The organism is Kitasatospora sp. NPDC088742 (assembly GCF_055584905.1).
This window is the reverse complement of sequence record NZ_JBVJLD010000027.1, coordinates 1-17,653: the sequence shown is the minus strand read 5'-3', so window position 1 is coordinate 17,653 and position 17,653 is coordinate 1. Positions and strand designations below refer to the sequence as shown.

Annotated in this window: 19 protein-coding genes and 1 rRNA gene; 3 read left to right on the top strand and 17 right to left on the bottom strand. The window is 73.3% G+C overall.

Going from position 1 to position 17,653, the window contains the following annotated elements; all coding sequences use genetic code 11:
* Positions 1-10: 10 nt before the first annotated feature.
* The 14 genes from ACZ6ZR_RS21335 to ACZ6ZR_RS21270 form a co-directional block, all read right to left on the bottom strand.
* A complete protein-coding gene (locus ACZ6ZR_RS21335) occupies positions 11-556 on the bottom strand; it encodes a hypothetical protein (RefSeq protein ID WP_465644476.1) in 546 nt (181 codons plus the stop codon).
* Between the two features lie 29 nt (positions 557-585).
* Positions 586-1,137: a hypothetical protein gene (locus ACZ6ZR_RS21330; protein WP_465644474.1), complete on the bottom strand. Its 552-nt coding sequence runs from the start codon at positions 1,135-1,137 to the stop codon at positions 586-588.
* Positions 1,134-1,589, bottom strand: coding sequence for a hypothetical protein (locus tag ACZ6ZR_RS21325; RefSeq protein WP_465644472.1), 456 nt, complete (start codon positions 1,587-1,589; stop codon positions 1,134-1,136). The genes ACZ6ZR_RS21330 and ACZ6ZR_RS21325 overlap by 4 nt, the downstream gene beginning before the upstream one ends.
* Positions 1,586-2,740 carry an MlaD family protein gene (locus ACZ6ZR_RS21320; protein WP_465644470.1) on the bottom strand — a complete coding sequence of 385 codons (1,155 nt, stop codon included), beginning with the start codon at positions 2,738-2,740 and terminating at the stop codon, positions 1,586-1,588. The genes ACZ6ZR_RS21325 and ACZ6ZR_RS21320 overlap by 4 nt, the downstream gene beginning before the upstream one ends.
* Positions 2,740-3,990, bottom strand: coding sequence for an MCE family protein (locus ACZ6ZR_RS21315; protein ID WP_465644468.1), 1,251 nt, complete (start codon positions 3,988-3,990; stop codon positions 2,740-2,742). Before ACZ6ZR_RS21315 ends, ACZ6ZR_RS21320 begins: the two co-directional genes overlap by 1 nt.
* On the bottom strand, positions 3,987-4,976 hold the full coding sequence (locus ACZ6ZR_RS21310) for an MCE family protein (protein ID WP_465644466.1): 990 nt from the start codon (positions 4,974-4,976) through the stop codon (positions 3,987-3,989). Before ACZ6ZR_RS21310 ends, ACZ6ZR_RS21315 begins: the two co-directional genes overlap by 4 nt.
* A complete protein-coding gene (locus ACZ6ZR_RS21305) occupies positions 4,973-6,031 on the bottom strand; it encodes an MCE family protein (protein ID WP_465644464.1) in 1,059 nt (352 codons plus the stop codon). Before ACZ6ZR_RS21305 ends, ACZ6ZR_RS21310 begins: the two co-directional genes overlap by 4 nt.
* The gene (locus tag ACZ6ZR_RS21300; protein ID WP_465644462.1) at positions 6,028-7,059 is read right to left on the bottom strand and encodes an MCE family protein; all 1,032 of its coding nucleotides are present in this window, start codon (positions 7,057-7,059) and stop codon (positions 6,028-6,030) included. The genes ACZ6ZR_RS21305 and ACZ6ZR_RS21300 overlap by 4 nt, the downstream gene beginning before the upstream one ends.
* Positions 7,056-8,303, bottom strand: coding sequence for an MCE family protein (locus tag ACZ6ZR_RS21295; protein ID WP_465644460.1), 1,248 nt, complete (start codon positions 8,301-8,303; stop codon positions 7,056-7,058). The genes ACZ6ZR_RS21300 and ACZ6ZR_RS21295 overlap by 4 nt, the downstream gene beginning before the upstream one ends.
* Positions 8,300-9,127, bottom strand: coding sequence for an MlaE family ABC transporter permease (locus ACZ6ZR_RS21290; RefSeq protein ID WP_465644458.1), 828 nt, complete (start codon positions 9,125-9,127; stop codon positions 8,300-8,302). The genes ACZ6ZR_RS21295 and ACZ6ZR_RS21290 overlap by 4 nt, the downstream gene beginning before the upstream one ends.
* 1 nt (position 9,128) lies before the next feature.
* A complete protein-coding gene (locus tag ACZ6ZR_RS21285; protein ID WP_465644456.1) occupies positions 9,129-9,923 on the bottom strand; it encodes an MlaE family ABC transporter permease in 795 nt (264 codons plus the stop codon).
* Positions 9,920-10,798: an ABC transporter ATP-binding protein gene (locus tag ACZ6ZR_RS21280; protein WP_465644454.1), complete on the bottom strand. Its 879-nt coding sequence runs from the start codon at positions 10,796-10,798 to the stop codon at positions 9,920-9,922. The genes ACZ6ZR_RS21285 and ACZ6ZR_RS21280 overlap by 4 nt, the downstream gene beginning before the upstream one ends.
* Before the next feature lie 8 nt (positions 10,799-10,806).
* Positions 10,807-11,796, bottom strand: coding sequence for a hypothetical protein (locus ACZ6ZR_RS21275; protein ID WP_465644453.1), 990 nt, complete (start codon positions 11,794-11,796; stop codon positions 10,807-10,809).
* Between the two features lie 215 nt (positions 11,797-12,011).
* Positions 12,012-12,665 (bottom strand): hypothetical protein, encoded by a 654-nt coding sequence (locus ACZ6ZR_RS21270; RefSeq protein WP_465644451.1) that lies wholly within the window; start codon positions 12,663-12,665, stop codon positions 12,012-12,014.
* Positions 12,666-13,077: 412 nt separating this feature from the next.
* Between ACZ6ZR_RS21270 and ACZ6ZR_RS21265 the strand changes: the two genes are divergently transcribed.
* On the top strand, positions 13,078-14,271 hold the full coding sequence (locus ACZ6ZR_RS21265; RefSeq protein WP_465644450.1) for a PucR-like N-terminal domain-containing protein: 1,194 nt from the start codon (positions 13,078-13,080) through the stop codon (positions 14,269-14,271).
* A 61-nt stretch (positions 14,272-14,332) separates the two neighbouring features.
* On the top strand, positions 14,333-15,298 hold the full coding sequence (locus ACZ6ZR_RS21260; RefSeq protein ID WP_465644449.1) for an alpha/beta fold hydrolase: 966 nt from the start codon (positions 14,333-14,335) through the stop codon (positions 15,296-15,298).
* A 33-nt stretch (positions 15,299-15,331) separates the two neighbouring features.
* Here the strand turns inward: ACZ6ZR_RS21260 and ACZ6ZR_RS21255 are convergent, their stop codons facing one another.
* Complete coding sequence (locus ACZ6ZR_RS21255) at positions 15,332-16,240, bottom strand: alpha/beta hydrolase family protein (RefSeq protein WP_465644447.1); 909 nt, start codon at positions 16,238-16,240, stop codon at positions 15,332-15,334.
* Between the two features lie 102 nt (positions 16,241-16,342).
* Between ACZ6ZR_RS21255 and ACZ6ZR_RS21250 the strand changes: the two genes are divergently transcribed.
* Positions 16,343-16,909 carry a TetR/AcrR family transcriptional regulator gene (locus tag ACZ6ZR_RS21250; protein WP_465644445.1) on the top strand — a complete coding sequence of 189 codons (567 nt, stop codon included), beginning with the start codon at positions 16,343-16,345 and terminating at the stop codon, positions 16,907-16,909.
* Positions 16,910-17,023: 114 nt separating this feature from the next.
* Here ACZ6ZR_RS21250 and ACZ6ZR_RS21245 read toward each other — a convergent pair whose 3' ends face one another.
* Both ACZ6ZR_RS21245 and rrf read right to left on the bottom strand, forming a co-directional pair.
* Complete coding sequence (locus ACZ6ZR_RS21245) at positions 17,024-17,458, bottom strand: VOC family protein (RefSeq protein WP_465644443.1); 435 nt, start codon at positions 17,456-17,458, stop codon at positions 17,024-17,026.
* A 104-nt stretch (positions 17,459-17,562) separates the two neighbouring features.
* Positions 17,563-17,653: ribosomal RNA gene (gene rrf / locus ACZ6ZR_RS21240) — 5S ribosomal RNA — on the bottom strand; the annotation flags it as partial.

Here is a 17,653-nt window from a genome sequence, read left to right as displayed (position 1 = left end):
TGCTCGCTCCCTACCGGCTGGTGGTGCCCATCGGGGCCTGCCCGAGGGCGCTGAGCTTCCAGCCCTCGGCGGTCCTGGTCAGCCGGGCCAGCATCCGGCTGTCCTTGCTGGTGGGCTGGGTCTCCTTGGCGGTGCGGACGGTGATCCGGACCGCGACCATGACGGCCGCCTGGCCGGTCCGCTCGTCCAGCTCGGTGACGGCGCCGTCCAGCACCCGGGCGGTGGTGGTGGACTGGGCCTGCCGCACCTGCTTCTCGAACTCGCCTCGCCCCTGCACCAGTTGGGCGTGCAGCTCACCGGTGGTGGAGCGTTCCCAGAGGTCCAGGCCCGGGGCGAGCGCGGCGTGGTCGAGGGTGTTGAGGTTCTGCACCGCCTGCTCCCCGGCGGCCAGCGCCTGGTCCCTGGCCCGGGCCGTCCCGCCGGTGCGGTCGTGGGCGGCGGCGTACCAGGACCAGCCGCCCCAGGCCGCGAGCAGGGTAGTGACCGCCAGCAGGGCGACGGCCAGCAGCTGCAGGCGTTCGCGGATCGGGCGCACGAGGCGGGGGCTGCGTCGCACGGGTCTTCCTCCGGTGGTGGTCGGGGCGTTCAGAGGGAGGTCAGGTCGCTGATCACCCAGCGGCCGTCCACGGGGCGGGCGGTGACGCGCAGTTGGGCGCCGGTGAGGACCGGCGGGTCCTCGCCCCGGCGGGCGCTCTGGTCGAGCAGCACCAGCAGCTCGGCCCGGTCGGCGGTCAGCCGGATCACGCCGGTGGCCACCGCCCGGCTGGTCAGGGTGAGCCGCTGCTCGGCCGTCCAGCCGCGCAGCTGCCCGCTCAGGCGGAGGTACTGCTCCTCGGCGGCGCCGGTGAACGCGGCCCTGGCGGCGGCCCGCCCGGCCTCGTCCTGGTCGGCGGAGTACGAGAAGGCCCGCCCGAGCGCGGCCTCCACCTGCCCGACCACCTGGCCCCGGGCGGCCCGGTCCGTCCAGGCCCGGTCCTCATCCCCTGCCCCGGCGCGTCCGCGCCAGCCGGCGAGGGCCAGCGCAAGACCGAGCAGCAGCGCCAGCGCGGGCAGCCCCCAGCGGACGGACTCCCGTGCGGTGTAACGCTGTTGACTGATCTCCGGTGCCGTCTCAGGCAGCGTCTCGGTGGCCGTCACGGCGCTCCCACCGGCACGGTGGTCAGCGCGGTCGCCCGCCAGCCGCCGTCCCGGCGGGCCAGCTCCACCGCCACCCGGCGGCGGTCGGTGGTCACGGTGCCGTCGGCGAGGGTCTGCCGCAGCCGCAGCACCGCGACCAGCCCGGCCGTCCCGGCCTTCGGGTCCAGCCGGGTGAGCGCGGCCTCGGCGACGGCGGCCGAGGTGGTGGAGTCCGGCCGCACTCCGTCCAGCCGGGCGAGCAGCGGCCCGTCGGCGACCGCCCGCCAGCGCGTCCTGGTCCCCTCCGGGTCCCGTCCGTCGGCGCTGCCGAGCACCTCCGCCGCGCTCCGCCCGGCCGCCAGCGCGGCGTCCCGGGTGCGTGCGCCGTCGCCCGCGCGTCCGGCCTGCCACCAGCTCGCGACGCCCGCGAGCAGCACCAGCACGGCCAGCAGCCGAAACACCGTCAGCCTCACCGGCCCGCCCCCGGGGTGGCCGGCGCGACCGGGGTCGGCACCCCGCCCTTGGGCGCGTTGGCCGAGCCGCGCACGGCGCTGCCGGAGGAGGCCGGGGCCTCGCAGCGCGCGGCGGTGTTCAGCGGCGGGGCGGCGCCGGTGTCGAGCCCGTTCCGGTAGGTGGTGGCCTCGTACCCCTTGGTGCAGGGCAGCGGCGAGAAGAAGGTGACGGCCATGCCCATCCTCGCGCCCTGCTCGGTGATCGCGGTGGAGCCGGCCGCCGCCACCGCCGGGAGCCGCACCAGCAGTTCCTCGATGCCGTGCTGGCGGGTCACCCCGAGTTCGGCGGTGGTCAGCAGGTTGGCCAGCAGCACGCTGGTGGACGGGTCGAGCTGCTTCATCAGCGCGCTCACCTGGCCGGCCGCCTGCGGGCCGTTCGCGATCACCCGCTGCAAGTCGCCGTCCGAGCGGGCGAGTTGGGCGGCCAGCTGGGCGGCGCCGGTGGCGAAGGAGCGGATCGCGTCGGCCTCCTCGGCCTGGGTGCGCAGCACCGTCTCGCCGTCCACGATCAGCCGGGTGGTGGCGGGCAGCGCGGCGTCGGCCGCCTTGAGGAAGGTGCGGCTGCCGTCGAGCAGTGCCTGGAGGTTGTCGGCCTGGCCGTTGAAGGCGGTGCCGAGCTCGTCCACCACGGTGCGCAGCGAGGCCAGCGGCACCGAGCCGACCAGCGCGTCGGTGCGGGTGAGCAGGTCGGTGACGGGCGCCGGGACGCTCGTGTCGGCGCGGGGGATCTGCGCTCCGTCGGCGAGGAAGGGGCCCTGGTCGGTGGTGGGCCGCAGGTCGAGGTACTGCTCGCCGACGGCGGAGAGCCCGGCGACGGCGGCGGTCAGCTTGGCGGGGATCCGGGGCGCGTCGGAGGAGATCCGCAGCTCGGCCCTGACCCCGTCCGGGGTGAGCCGGAGCGCACCCACCCGGCCCACCGAGACGCCCCGGTAGGTGACGTCGGCGTGCTCGAACAGGCCGCCGGTGCGCTCCAGTTGGACGTCGACCCGGTAGTAGTCGCGCAGCCCGACGTAGCGGCCGAGGTCGGCGTGCTGGACGGCGATGTAGCCGAGCACCAGGACGGCGATCAGCAGGAAGGCGAGGTTCTTCGCCCGGATGGCCAGGGTCAGCATCAGCGCGCCTTTCCGGACGGGCGGCCCACCGAGGGCAGCGGCAGCGGCAGACGCCCGGCCTCCGGCGAGGCCGGGTCACTGGGCTGATCGGTCGGCTGGTCGGCCGGTTGGTCCGTGGGGGGATCGGTCGGCGGATCGGTCGGCTGGTCGGTGGGTTCCTCGGTCGGCTCCTCCGTCGGCTCCTCGGTGGGCTGCGGGGTGGGCTGGGCCGGCGGAGCGGCGGTGTCGTCCGGGTCCAGCTCCGGGAAGATCCGGGTGCCGGGCGCCGCGGCCAGGTCGAGGTAGACGTTCAGGTAGTCGCCCTTGACCCCGCGCAGCACCTCGTCGGTGAACGGGTAGGTGAGCAGCACCTGGAGCGAGTCCGGCAGCGCCTTGCCCGCGTCGGCCAGGCTGCGCAGCACCGGGGCGAGCGCCTTGAGGTCGGCCACCGCGTCCTCCTTGCTGCGGTTGACGGTGTCCACCGCGACGCCCGAGAGGGTGTCCAGGGCCCGGAGCAGGGTGACCAGTTCGCCGCGCTGCTGCTCCAGCACCTTCAGGCCGGGGCTGAGCTCGGTGAGCACGGTGCCGATCTGCCGGTCCCGGGTGGCCAGGGTGGCGGCCAGCCGGTCCACCCCGTCCAGGGCGGCGGTCAGGTCGGCCCGGTGGGCGTCCAGTTCGCCGGTGAAGGTTTTCAACCGGTCGAGCACGGAGCGCAGTTGGGCCTCGTTGCCGGTCATCGCCCGGCCGAGCTCGGTGGTGATGGTGCGCAGCTGGTCGATGCCGCCGCCGTTGAGCAGCATGGAGAGCGCCCCGAAGACCTCCTCCACCTCGGTGGAGCGGCCGGTCAGCTGGACCGGGATCACCGCGCCGTCGCCCAGCCGGCCGCCGCCCTGGGCCTGGCCGTCCGCCGGGGTGGTGAGCCGGACGTACTTCTCGCCGAGCAGCCCGGCCTGGGCCACCTCGGCCCGGCTCCCGGCGGGCAGCCGGACGTCGCCGTTGACCCGCAGGGTGACCACCGCGCTCCAGTCCTCGGCCAGCGTGATCGCGGTGACCCGGCCGACCGCGACGCCGTTGACCTTGACCGCCGACTGCGGCACCAGGCTGAGCACGTCGGCGAACCGGGCCTCCAAGCGGTAGGAGTGGTCGCCCAGTTCGGCGCCGCCGGGCAGCGGGGCGTCCCGCAGGCCGCCGAAGCCGGCGCAGCCCGCGGTCAGGCCGGCGGTCAGCGTGGTGGCCAGCGCCAGGGACAGGTACCGCAGTCGACGTCTCATCGGTCCACCCCGGGCAGTGGCAGCGGCAGGGTCAGTTCGGTCAGGTTCGCCCGGCCGGTGATCGCCCCGGTCTTCGGGTCATAGGCGCGCAGCAGGTTGCCGGCCGCCAGCGGGGCGGTGTCCAGCAGTTCGGCCAGCGAGGCCCGCTGGTCCACCAGGCTCTGGGTGATCGGCACCAGCTGGTCGATCCCGTTGGCCAGCCGGGTGCGGTTGTTCTCCACGAAGGTCTTCACCTCGCCCAGGGCGACGGCGAGTTGGTGCAGGGCCTGGCCCAACTCCTCCTTGTCCTCGGCGAGGTAGGAGCTGACGGCGGCCAGCCGGTCGGTGACGGTGCGGACCTGGCCGTCGTTCTGCTTGAGCATCGCGGCGAAGGACTCCAGCTGGGTCAGCGTGGCGAACAGGTCCTCGCTGGAGCCGGAGAGGGTCTTGGCGGCCCGGCCGAGCTGCTCGATGGAATCGCCGATCAGCTTGCCGTTGCCGTTCAGGTTCTTCGCCCCGGTGTCCAGCAGGCGGGAGAGCGCGCCCTGGGAGTTGGCCCCGTCCGGGCCGAGCGCGGTGGCCAGCTCGGTGAGGCTCTGGTAGAGCTGGTCGATCTCCACCGGCTGGGCGGTGCGCTCCTGCGGGATCACCGCCCGGTCGGCCAGCAGCGGTCCCTCGGTCCAGGCGGGGGTCAGCTGCACGTAGCGGTCGGCGACCACGCTGGGGGCGACCACCACGGCGGAGGCCGTGGCAGGCACCTTGACCCCGTGGTCCAGGCCGAGCTCGACCCGCACCCTGGCCCCCTCGGGGTGGACCGAGCGCACGGTGCCGACCTTGACGCCGAGCACCCGCAGGTCGGAGCCGGCGTAGACGCCGACGGCGTGGTCGAAGTACACCGTCACCCGGCTTCCCTCCGGGCCGGGGACGGCGATCAGGGTGGCCGCCAGGGCGGCCACGACGGCGGTGAGGCTGACGGCCACCCGGCCGCGGCCGGACAGGACGCTCATCCCCGGCCCCCCGTCGGCCTGACGGGGCGGCAGCCGGAGGCCGGCGCCGTTCCCTCGGGCAGGTAGGAGGGCGGCACCACCCCGCACAGGTAGGCGTCGAACCAGCGGCCGTTGCCCAGCGTGTTCCCCATCAGCCGGTAGTACGGGCCGAGCAGCGCCAGGGTCTGGTCCAGGCCCTGCTGATTGGCCCGCAGCACGGCGGTGACCCGCTCCAGGGCGTCCAGGGTGGGCGCCAGCTGACGCTCGTTGTCCTTCACCAGGCCGGTCAGCTGGGTGGCCAGCGCACCGGTGCCGGTGAGCAGTTGGTGCACCGCCTCGCGGCGGCGCTGGAGCTCGGCCAGCAGTGAGTCGCCGTCGCTCAGCAGGGCGGTGAAGCGCTCGTTCTGGTCCGCCACGGTCTTGGTCAACTTGCGGCTCCCGGCGAGGAGTTCGGCCATCCGGGCATCCCGGTCGGCGATGGTGCGGGAGAGCCCGGCCAGGCCCTCGGCGGCGCTGCGCACCGAGTCGGGGGTGGTCGCGAAGGTGTCCGAGATGGTCCGGAAGGACTCGGCCAGCTTGGCGGTGTCGATGGCCCCGACGGTCCGGCCGAGGCCCTCCAGCGCCTGGGTGACGTCGTAGGGCGAGGTGGTCCGGCCGGACGGGATGGTCACCTCCGGGTCCTGCTCGGTGGTGCCCAGCGGGTCCAGCGCCAGGTACTTGGCGCCGAGCACGGTGCGGATGCCGATCGCGGCGGTGGAGGAGTCGCCCACCCACACGTCGCGGACCCGGAAGCCCACCCGCACCTTGGCCCCGTACAGCGCGACCTCGGTCACCTTGCCGACCTTGGCCCCGGCCACCCGGACCTCGTCGCCCGGCCGCAGCCCGCCGGCCTCGCTGAACTCGGCCGTGTAGGCGGTGCCCCGGCCCAGCAGCGGCAGCCGGTCGCCCTGGTAGGCCAGCGCGCAGACCAGCGCGATCAGCAGCAGTCCGACCGCGCCGACCGCCACCGGGCCGCGTTCGCGCAGCGGACGGAAGAGCGGCCCGCGCGTGCTGGCGCCCCTGTCGGAGCGGCTCATCCCCGGCACCTCGCTTCGTCCACGGTGACCCCGGTCGGCGGCGCGGAGCCGTCGCCGGTGGTCACGCCCGTCACGGTGGCCTGGCACAGGTAGAGGTTGAACCAGGAGCCGTAGGAGGCCAGCCGGCCGAGGGTGGTCAGCTTCTCCGGGCTGCGCCGGAGGAAGTCCTCCAACTGGGTGCTGTTGTCCGCCAGTCCGGCGGAGAGCCGGCCCAGCTGGCCGATCGTGTCCTTGAGCGGCGCCCGGCCCTCGGCGAGCAGCCCGGCGGTGGAGGCGGTGAGCGCGCCGACGGCCTGCACCGCCTCACCGATCGGCTGCCGGTCCCGGTTGAAGCCGGCCACCAACTGCTGGAGCGTGGAGACCAGTTCGGTGAAGCCCTGGTCGTGGGTGTTGACGGTGGCGACCACCGTGTTCAGGTTCTCGATCACCCGGCCGATCACCTCGTCCTTGGCGGCCAGCGTGCCGGTCAGCGAGCCGACGCTCCGCAGCAGCCCGTCCACCGTCCCGCCCTGCCCCTGGAGCACCTGGACGATCTCCTCGGCCAGCTTGTTCACCTCGTCCGGGGCCAGGCCCTGGAAGAGCGGCTGGAAGCCGCTGAACAGCTGGGTCAGGTCCAGCGCGGGGCGGGTGCGCTCCACCGGGATGGTGGCGCCGGGCGCCAGCTGCGCATCCAACGGGCCGGTCGCGCGCGCCAGTTCGAGGTAGCGGCGGCCGACCAGGTCGAGGTACTTGACCGAGGCGGTGACGCTGCCCGGCAGCGGGATGCCGCGGCGGACCTTGAACCGCACCAGCGCGTAGCGGCGGTCGGTGACCCCGACCGACTCCACCTCGCCGACCCGCACACCGGCGATCCGCACGCCGTCGCCGGCGGTCAGGCCGGTGACGTCGGTGAACCGGGCCCGGTAGCCGACGGTCTCGCCCACCCCGGTGTCGGCGATGCCGAAGGCCAGGGCGGTGGTGGCCAGCGCGGTGACCAGGACGAAGACCAGGGACTTGACGACCGGTCCGATCAGGCTGCGGCGTCTCACTTGAGCCTCACCTCGGCTCCGCGCAGCAGCGGCCCGGCCAGCACGCTGCTCCAGTCGGGCAGGTCACCGGCCGGTGCGAGCAGTTCGTTCACCAGGGCGTTCTCCTGCGGTGAGTTGGGCAGGCCGAGACCGGCCTCGCCGGGGACCGGGAAGCCCTGACCCGCCGAGGCTCCGGCCGGGGTGGTGCCACGGCCGGTGTAGGGGGTGTCGTAGCACTTGGGGCCCCCACCGGCGGTGTACGCCGGGGTGTCCTTGCCCGGCTGGTAGCGGCCGGGGCTGGGCACGGTGTCGACGGTGACGTGCAGGCCGGGCTTGTCGGTGCCCTTGCCGAGCGCCTTGTCCATCACCGGCACGAAGTCGGCCAGGGTGCGCAGCGTGCACGGGAAGGCGGGGGCGTACTCGGCCAGCAGCTCCAGGGTCTGCCGGCTGTCCGCGGCGAGCCTGATCAGCGTGGCCCGGTTGCGCTTCAGGAAGTCGGTGACGTCCCCGGCGGCGGCCGTGGAGGAGGCGTAGAGCGCGCGCAGCCCGGCCCGCTCGCGGGCCAGCGTTCCGCTGGTGGTGGTGAAGTCGTCGAGTGCCTGGAGCAGTTCGGGCGCGGCTTCCTGGTAGGCCTGACTGACCGTCACCAGCTGCCTGATGTCCCGGTTCAGCGCCGGGAGTTCGGGGTTGAGCCGGGCCAGGTGGGCGTCCAGCTCGGTGAGGGTGGCGCCGAGCTGGGCACCGCGTCCGCGCAGCGCGGTGGCCACCGCGCTCAGGGTGGCGGCCAGTTGGTCCGGCTGGACGGCGCTGAGCAGCGGCAGCAGGTGGTCCAGCACCTGCTCCAGTTCGACGGCCTCGGCGGTACGGTCCTGGGCGATCACCGCCCCGGCCCGCAGCGTCCCGGTTCCGGTGTCGCTGCCGGACGGCACCAGGGCGACGTAGCGCTCCCCGAACAGCGTGGTCGGCAGCAGACGGGCCGTCACCCCGGCCGGGATCTCGGCCAGCCGGGCCGGGTCAAGGGCCAGCGTGAGCCGGGCCCGCTCGCCGTCGGCGCCGATCCCGCTGACCCGGCCGACCACCACGCCGCGCAGCTTGACGTCGGCGTTGACCCGCAGCTCGTTCCCGGTGGCGTTGGTCTCCAGCAGCACGGTGCTCTCGTCGCTGAACGCCTTGCGGTAGACCGCGACGCAGAGCCCGGCCAGCAGCGCGGGCACCAGCAGGAACACCAGGCCCAGCACGGCCCGCGACGGACGGCGGGCGCTCATCCGGTCACCCGCACGGTGGTGGTGGCGCCCCAGATCGCCAGCGAGAGGAAGAAGTCGGTGATGCTGATGATCACGATGGCGTTGCGCACCGAACGGCCCACCGCGATGCCGACCCCGGCCGGCCCGCCGCTGGCGTGGAAGCCGTAGTAGCAGTGCGCCAGGATCACGATCACGCTGAACAGCAGCACCTTCAGCCCGGAGAGCAGCACGTCCGCCGGGGCCAGGAAGAGCCCGAAGTAGTGGTCGTAGGTGCCGGGTGACTGCCCGTTGACGAAGACCGTGACGGCCCGGGAGGCGGCGTAGGAGGAGAGCAGCCCGACGCCGTACAGCGGCACCACGGCCACCACCCCGGCGATGATCCGGGTGGTCACCAGGTACGGCAGGCTGCGGATGCCCATGCCCTCCAGCGCGTCCACCTCCTCGTTGATCCGCATCGCGCCGAGCTGGGCGGTGAAGCCCGCGCCGACGGTGGCCGAGAGTGCGAGCCCGGCCACCAGCGGGGCGATCTCCCGGGTGTTGAAGTAGGCCGAGATGAAGCCGGTGAAGGCGGTGGTCCCCAGCTGGTCCATCGCCGCGTGGCCCTGCAGGCCGACCACCGTGCCGGTGGCCGCGGTCATCCCGACCATCACCCCGACGGTGCCGCCGATCACCCCCAACCCGCCGCTGCCGAAGGCGACTTCGGCCAGCAGCCGCTGCACCTCGCGGAAGTAGCGGAGCAGCGCGCGGGGCACCCAGAGCAGCGCGGCCAGGTGGAAGACCAGATGGTCCCCGACGGTCTCCAGCCATCCGAGCGGGCCCCGGGCGGCGCGGCCGGGCAGCACCATCTCAGGCTCCCTTCTGCGGGATGACCCGCAGGTAGACGGCGGTGATCACCACGTTGATCACGAACAGCAGCAGGAAGGTGACCACCACGGTCTGGTTCACCGCGTCGCCCACGCCCTTGGGCCCGCCGCGCGGGTTGAGCCCCCGGTAGGCGGCCACGATCCCGGCCACGAAGCCGAAGACCAGTGCCTTGAGCTCGCTGACGTACAGGTCCGGCAGCTGGGCCAGGGCGGAGAAGCTGGCCAGGTACGCGCCGGGGGTGCCGCCCTGGAGCATCACGTTGAAGAAGTAGCCGCCGAGCGTGCCGACCACCGAGACCAGGCCGTTGAGCAGCACCGAGACCGCCATCGCGGCCAGCACCCGGGGCACCACCAGGCGCTGCACGGGCGAGACGCCCATCACCGCCATCGCGTCCAGCTCCTCGCGGATCTTGCGCGAGCCGAGGTCGGCGCAGATCGCCGAGCCGCCCGCGCCGGCGATCAGCAGCGCCACGATCAGCGGGCTGGCCTGCTGGATCACCGCCAGCACACTGGCCCCGCCGGTGAACGACTGGGCACCCAACTGCTCTGCCAGCGAGCCCACTTGAAGCGCGATCACGGCGCCGAACGGGATCGAGACCAGCGCCGCCGGCAGGATCGTCACGCTCGCCAGGAACCAGAACTGCTCGATCAGCTCCCGCCACTGGAACGGCCGGCGGAAGACGTCCCGCAGCGTGGTCGCGGCCAGCGCGAGCAGCTGCCCGGTCTGGCGCAGGCCGCCCGCGAGCGGGTTGCCCTTCGCGGGCTCGGCGGCGCTCACCGCGGCACCGCCCGGCGGCGCGGCGGCAGGCCCGGCGAGGGCTGCAACTGCTCGGGCAGCGGCCCGGGTTCGGCCTCCTGGTAGGGCTCCTCCAGCGCCAGCTGCGCCTCGTCCTTCTCCTCCGACATCCCGATCGGCCCCTCCCGGCGCCCACCGAGGAACTGCCGCACCACCGGCTGACGGCTGGTCAGCAGCTCCTCCCGGGAGCCGAAGGCCACCAGCCGGCGGCGGAACAGCATGCCGATGTGGTCCGGCACGGTGGCCGCGATGTCCAGGTTGTGGGTGACGATCAGCATGGTGGCGCCGATCTGCGCGTTCAGGTCCACCAGCAGCTGCGACAGGTAGGAGGTGCGGACCGGGTCCAGGCCCGAGTCCGGCTCGTCGCAGAGCACGATCTCCGGGTCCAGCACCAGCGCCCGGGCCAGGCCCGCGCGCTTGCGCATCCCGCCGGAGATCTCCCCCGGCAGCTTGGCCTCGGCCCCGTTCAGGCCGACCATCTCCATCCGCTCCAGCACGATCCGGCGGATCTCGGCCTCGGTCCTGCGGGTGTGCTCGCGCAGCGGGAAGGCCACGTTGTCGTAGAGGTTCAACGAGCCGAACAGCGCGCCGTCCTGGAACATCAGGCCGAACCGCCGGCGGGCCCGGTAGACCTCCCGCTCCGGGCTGCTGACCATGTCGACGCCGTCCACCAGCACCCGGCCGCGCTCGGGGCGCAGCAGGCCGATCACCGACTTCAGGAAGACGGTCTTGCCGGTGCCCGAGGGCCCCAGCAGCACCGTCACCTCCCCGGGCGGCAGCGTCAGCGTGACGTCCTCCCAGACGGTCTGGCGGCCGAAGGACTTGGTCAGCCCCTCGACGGTCACCTCGATCCCCATCCCGGCTCCTAGCCCTGGTCCGTGGTGCGGCGGTGCGGCAGGGCCGGGAGCTGGATCTCCGGCTCGCAGCCGTTCGGCTGGTCACTGGTCGGGGTGCAGATCGCGCCCTGCACCAGGTTGAGCGAGTTGCCCGGCCCCGAGACGGCCGCCGTGAAGAGCGCGTCCAGGTTCTCGGTCTTGGACCCGCAGCCCTTGAACTCCGGTATCACCAGGTCCCGTTGGGAGAGCGGGCCACCGCCGATCAGGGTGTAGTCGGGCTTGCCGTCACCGCCGCCCGGCAGGTGCGAGTCCTGACGGCCCTTCAGCTCCAGGTTCACCGGCCGGGCCGTGCGGCAGTTCGGGCCGACGTCCAGCGGGGTCCCGTTCACCTTCACGTCCCGCAACTTGATCCACTGGTAGCCGCCGATGGTGAACTCGACCGGCTGGTCCCAGTTGAGGTTCCCGGTCGCCACGATGGTCATCAGGCCCTGCGGCTGCAGCTCCATCACGGCGGTGGTCGGCATGAAGCCGTAGGTGAGGAAAGTGCTCTCGGTGGGCGGCAGTTGGAGGTAGGCGAGGTTGTCCGCCTCGAAGTACGGCTGCTGCCCCTCCTGCGGCTCCCAGACGGAGACGAACCGCCGGCTCATGTTCACCGCGGTCAGCGCCGGATGCCCGGCCGGGTCGTTGAGCACCGAAGCCTGGTGCTGCTTGCGGACGTTGGCGAAACCCACCGCGTAGGCACAGGCCGGCACCGGCGGGAACGGATCCATGTCCGGCGTCGGCACCACGAACGCGCCCTCGGGCACCGGTGGCAGCCGCGCCTGGTCCAACTCCCCCTCCGGCGCGGGCGGGCAGGTGTTCACCCCGGAGTGCGGCTCGTCCCCGGCGGCCACCGCCGCGGGGGCGCTCCCGGGCGCCGCCCCGGACGGGGCACCCGCCACCGTGCCGGCCAGCAGCGCGGCCACCAGCACGGCGGCCGGCTTCACGGGCATGGCAAGGCGACGCACCGCGTCCCTCATCTCTGGACTCCTCTCCCAGACCGACGGTCTCGGGACGCAGGACAGTACGGCCGGGTAACAAGCCCTCACAAGCGATCGCGCGCGGATCGTCGGGAGCGCTCTCCCCGGCCCGGATTTCCTGTCACCGGATGACAAAGCGCCGCTGACGCCCTGTCATCCGGTGCGCGTGTTCGTACCCGGAGCCGGGCGGTGGCCCGGATCCGGGTACGGACGGCTCACGGGGAGGTGATGACCTGCGGAGCGCTCAGCACGTACGCGGCGTTGTAGACCGCCGGGTCGTTGTTGTTCAGCAGACCGAGGCAGGAGCCGGAGACGGCGTAGGCGTGCAGGTCGCCCCCGCTGATGGTGAGGGTGTTGGTGGAGTTGGTGTAGGTGCCGGTGAGGGTGGCCGGCGTGGTGGAGGTCGGGCCCGCGAAGTCGGCCGTGCAGCCGGCGCCGCTGATGTGGGCCTTCACCCCGCTCAGGGTGCCGGTGGTGACACCGGTCCCCGCGTTGTAGCTGACAGCGTTCAGCGACCACGGCAGACCCAGCGGGGTGACGCTGAAGGTGATGCCCAGCGGACCGGAACAGCTGGTCCAACTCACCGAGGTGATCGAGGAGATGCCCGCACCGGTGGCGCTGCTGGTGGCCAGGGTGCCGGCCGCCGAGGAGGAGCTGCAGGTCAGCTTGGTGCCGGTCTTGGTGTCGGTCAGCTTCGGCGAGGTCGCCTTGGCCGTCCACGGGCCGCCCGGGCTGGCGGTCCAGCCGGCCAGCAGACCGGAGGAGGCGGACTGGGTGCCGGCCGTCGCGGTGGTCGGGGCGAGCGTCATGCCGGCCACGGCGGCGAGAGCCGCAGCAGCCACCAGGGCGCCCTTGACAGGCTTGCGCACGATGGGTCCTCTCTGTGGGGGCGGACCAGCCGGGCAGGCCAACTCTCCTGACGAGAACGTGAGTTGGCGCCGAGGCGAATCCGGTGAAGCGAGGTGCACGGGTGGGGCCGCCCTCGCTGGTCCCGGACATTACGCGCCGGTAATCAGGCCCCGCAACGGAGCCGGACCAGTTCCGGGAATCCCGGCCCCGCGCTGCGGATTTCTTGTTCCGGCGCTACCAGAAAAGCCCCCTGTCCTTGTCCCGGAGTGAGCCCCTGGTCTCACCCCGGCGCGCACAGTGCCAAGCTCCTTCCGGAACGCCGACCGGCAATTCGCCGTCACGACTGGTGCGCTGACGACCACTCGTGCCCTATCGTCAGCGAACCACCACACGTCGTATGCGTCCGGCCGCCCCCGGACGCCAGGGGGACTCATGGCCACGCCACGCCGGGGGCCCGGCTCCAGCTCGCCGCTCGACCAGGTGCCACGCGAACTCGCCGCCGTGATGCGCCCCGAACTCCCGGGCCTGCTCAAGGAGATGGCCGCCGAGATCGTCGCCACCATCCCCGAGTACCGCGAGCTGCTGGAAGGCCCCGCCGCCCGCGTCATCCGGGTCGGCATCGAACAGAACATCGCCACCTTCGTCGACCAGGTCGCCGCCCCGACCGCCACCACCTCGCTGCGCGACGAGATCTGCCGCCGCTTCGGCCGGCACGAGGCCCTGGAGGGCCGCAGCCTCGACATGCTCCAGGACGCCTACCGGATCGGCTGCCAGGTCGCCCTGCGCCGGGTGCGCGCCGTCGGCCGCCGCCACAACCTCTCCGCCACCGTCCTGATGGCCTTCGCCGACGCCCTCTTCGCCTACATGGGCGAGATCGCCGAACTCTCCCGCGAGGGCTACCTCCAGGCCATGGCCGAACTCGGCGAGGAGCCCGACAACCGCCGCCGCCGGCTGCTGCGCCGCATCCTCGGCGGCACCGGCGCCGCCCGCGCGGCCCTCGCCGAACTCGCCGACCACGCCGCCTGGCCGCTCCCCGACCAGGTCACCCTGGTCGCCCTCGACCCCGGCGCCCGCCCCCACCGCGGCGTCCTCGACCGCGACGTCCTGCTCGACCTCTCCGACCGCGAGCCCCACCTGCTGTTACCCGGCCCGCTCACCCCCGCCCGCCGCGAAGGCCTCACCGCCGCCCTGGCCGGCTGCCGCGCCGCCGTCGGCCTCACCACCCCGCTCGCCGAGGCCGCCGACTCGCTCCGCTGGGCCCGCCGCCTCCTCCCCTACACCACCGGCCCCCTGACGTACTGCCAGGACCACCTCGTCCACCTCTGGCTGCTCAGCGACCCGGCCCTGCTCCGCCAGCTCGACCGCCACTACCTCGCCCCGCTCGCCGCCCTCACCCCCACCCGGCGCGCCCGCCTCCTCGACACCCTGCGCGCCTGGCTCACCACCCGGGCCAGCGCCCCCGAACTCGCCGAGCAGCTCGGTGTCCACCCGCAGACCGTCCGCTACCGGCTGCGCGTCCTGGACCGAGCCTTCGGCGAACGGCTCGCCGACCCGGAGTCCCGCTTCGCCACCGAGATCGTGCTCCGCGCCACCGCCCTCACCGGCCCGCCCCCGCCCGATCGCTGACCACCCGTCACTGCGCGGCGGCACCCTTCCGCTCCGTGCGCGGAGCAACCACGATGACCCCATGACGACCGCGATAACGCACCGCTACGTCGAGTCCGCCAGTGGCCTGCGCATGCACGTCGCCGAGGCCGGCACCGGACCGCTCGTCCTGCTGCTGCACGGCTTCCCGGAGGGCTGGTACTCCTGGCGCCACCAGCTCACCGCCCTCGCCGAGGCCGGCTACCACGCCGTCGCCCCCGACCAGCGCGGCTACGGCCGCACCGGCGGCCCGGACGCGGTGGACCAGTACACCATCCTCCAACTCGCCGGTGACGCCCTCGGGTTGATCCCCGCCCTGGGCGCCCGCCAGGCCGTGGTGGTCGGCCACGACTGGGGCGCCCCGGTCGCCTGGCACACCGCGCTCTTCCGCCCCGACCTGGTCCGCGGCGTGGCCGGCCTCTCCGTCCCGCCCTACCCGCGGATGCCGGTGCGGCCCACCGAACTGTTCCGCAAGGTCTTCGGCGACTCCTACTACATGCTCCACTTCCAGCAGCCCGGCGTCGCCGACGCCGAACTCGCCCGCGATCCCGACACCACCTTCCGCCGCCTGCTGGCCGGCCGCGCCGCCGACCCCGCCGCCGGCCTCACCCCGCTGGTCCCCGAGGGCAAGGGCTTCCTCGACGCCTTCCGCACCCCCGCGACCCTCCCGGCCTGGCTCACCGAGGCCGACCTCGCCCACTTCGCCGCCGAGTACGCGGAGAGCGGCTTCACCCGCCCGCTCAACTGGTACCGCAACCTCGACCGCAACTGGGAGCTCACCGCCCCCTGGCAGAACGCCCGCATCCTCAGCCCGGCCCTGCTGGTCGTCGGCGACCGCGACCTGGTCGTCGCCAACGACGCCGCCAAGGCCGTCATCGCCACCCTCGACCAGCACGTCCCCGAACTCGCCGCCCCCGTCTGGCTCTCCGACTGCGGCCACTGGACCCAGCAGGAGAAGCCCGCCGAGGTCAACGCCGCTCTGCTCCGCTTCCTCACCGACCTGGACTGACCCGCCCCCACCTCTCGGGCCTCGGGCCTCGGCCTACTTACCGGCGGTGCTCCACGTTCCGTCGCCGGCCCCGGCGGCGCGGGTGAAGGCGGTCCACCCGGCGTCGTCGAGGCCGAGCGCCGTGCGGAGGTAGGCCGAGACCGCATCGGCGACGAGGACGACCCGGGCGGGTTCCTCGTCGGTGGTCTCGGCCACCATCTCACCGGCGATCCCGCCCATGGTGTGCTCGGCCTCGGCGATGGTGAGCAGGCTCTTCGGGGCCGGGCTGAGGCGGAAGGCGTCGGTGAACCACTCCGGCCCCCGGGTGGTGAGCCGCGACCGGTCCTTGCCCCCGGCGACGACCAGGGCCGGTGCGGCCATGGTCGAGAAGTCCGGCTTCATGAACGGGAGGTTCTCGGCGGCGAACGGGGTGGGCGCGTCGCCGCTCCCGGCCACGGCGATCAGCGCACCGGCCGACACCGCGGGGTGGGAGAAGTCCTCACCCGGAACGCCGTCGGCATCGAGCACCCGGGCACCGAGGACGGCACCCGCGGTCTGGGCACCCCAGGAGTGCCCAGCCACGGCGATGCGCCCGAGGTCGGCACGGGTCTCCAGGCCGGCCTGGGCGAGCACGTCGCCGAGGTTGTCGAGGATCGCGTGCAGGTCGGCGATCCGCACCCGCCAGATGGTGGCGAAGCGCGGATCGTCCCAGCCGATGGCGTTGCGGCGGGAGTCCAGGTGGGTCGGCTGCACCACCACGAATCCGGCGGCCGCCCACCGGTCGACGAGCGGCCCGTACCCGTCCAGGGACCACGCGTTGCCGTGGGAGAAGACGATCACGGGAAGGTTCCGGCCGACCTGCGGGGCGGTGACCTTCACCAGCAGGTCGAGGGCACGGCCGGGCGCGGGAACGGGGATGGGCTTGACCGAGGAGATCGAGTGGCCGAGGGGGCGAGAAGACATGGGTGACCTGTGCTTTCGCTACGGACCGGCTCTGCCATACTTTGACGGAGCAACGTTCCGCCAACTTAGCGGAACATCGTTCCGCGAGTAAAGGGGTCACCCGTGCAGGAGTCGGTCGGAGTACGCCAGGCACAGGCACAGCGCACCCGCGACGGCGTGTTGGAAGCAGCGGCGGCGGCCTTCGTCGAGCAGGGCGTCCAGGTGCCCGTCCGTGACGTCGCCGACCGCGCCGGCGTCGGCGTCGGCACGGTCTACCGGCACTTCCCGACCCGAGCGGACCTGGTCACCGCCGTCTACCGGCACCAGATCGACGCCTGCGCCGCGCTCGCGCCCCGGCTCCTCCAGGACGCCGCCGCGCCGTTCACCGCGCTGACCGAGTGGACCGACGCGTTCGTGGACTTCCTCGTGACCAAGCACGGCCTGTGCGCGGCCCTGGGGTCCGCGGATCCGGGGCTGGAGAACCTCCACGCCCTCATGCTCGACAACCTGGTCCCGGCCTGCGCGTCGCTGCTGGACGCCTGCGCCGGCGAACTCCGCCCCGGCGTCACCGCCTACCCGCTCATGCGCGCCATCGGAAACCTCTGCATCACCGGCCCCGACTACGACCAGGCCGACGCCAAGCGCATGATTACCTTCCTCCTCACCGGATGCCGCCGCACCGCGGCATGACCGCGGGCGCGGACTCCGGCTTCGAATCGGGGGGCCGTCACGCCGACTGGCAGGGCACGGAGTTCACCTCCGAGCCCTGCCAGTCACGTCTCCGCCCACCCTCCTGACGCACGGTCAGTCGAGGCAGAACTCGTTGCCCTCCACGTCCCGCATCACGATGCAGGACTCGTTCTCCTCATCGGCGTAGAGCACCACGTCGCAGACGGCGCCGAGCGCCACCAGCCGGTCGCGCTCGGCCTCCAGCACCGCCAGCCGCTCGGCCCCCACCAGTCCGGTGCCGGCCCGCACGTCGACGTGCACCCTGTTCTTGGCGACCTTCCCCTCCGGCACGGGCTGGAAGTAGAACCGCGGCCCCTCCCCCGTGGGATCGACGGCCGCCGACCAGGCACCCGGCCCGGAGGCCGGCAGCGTACTCACGTACTCCTCCCAGCCGGCGAACCCCTCCGGCGCGGACGGAGCGACGTACCCGAGCACCTCCCGCCAGAAGCGGGCGACCCGCTCCGGCTCGGCGCAGTCGAACGTGATCTGAACTTTCCTCAACGCTGCCATCCGTGCACCGTAGCAAGAAAGATCATCACGGGCACCGGATTTTTCCGGCCCGGAAATGCGAAAAGGCCCCCCGGCATAAGCCGGGAGGCCTTCTCTGAAAGATTGTTCGGCGGCGTCCTACTCTCCCACAGGGTCCCCCCTGCAGTACCATCGGCGCTATGAGGCTTAGCTTCCGGGTTCGGAATGTAACCGGGC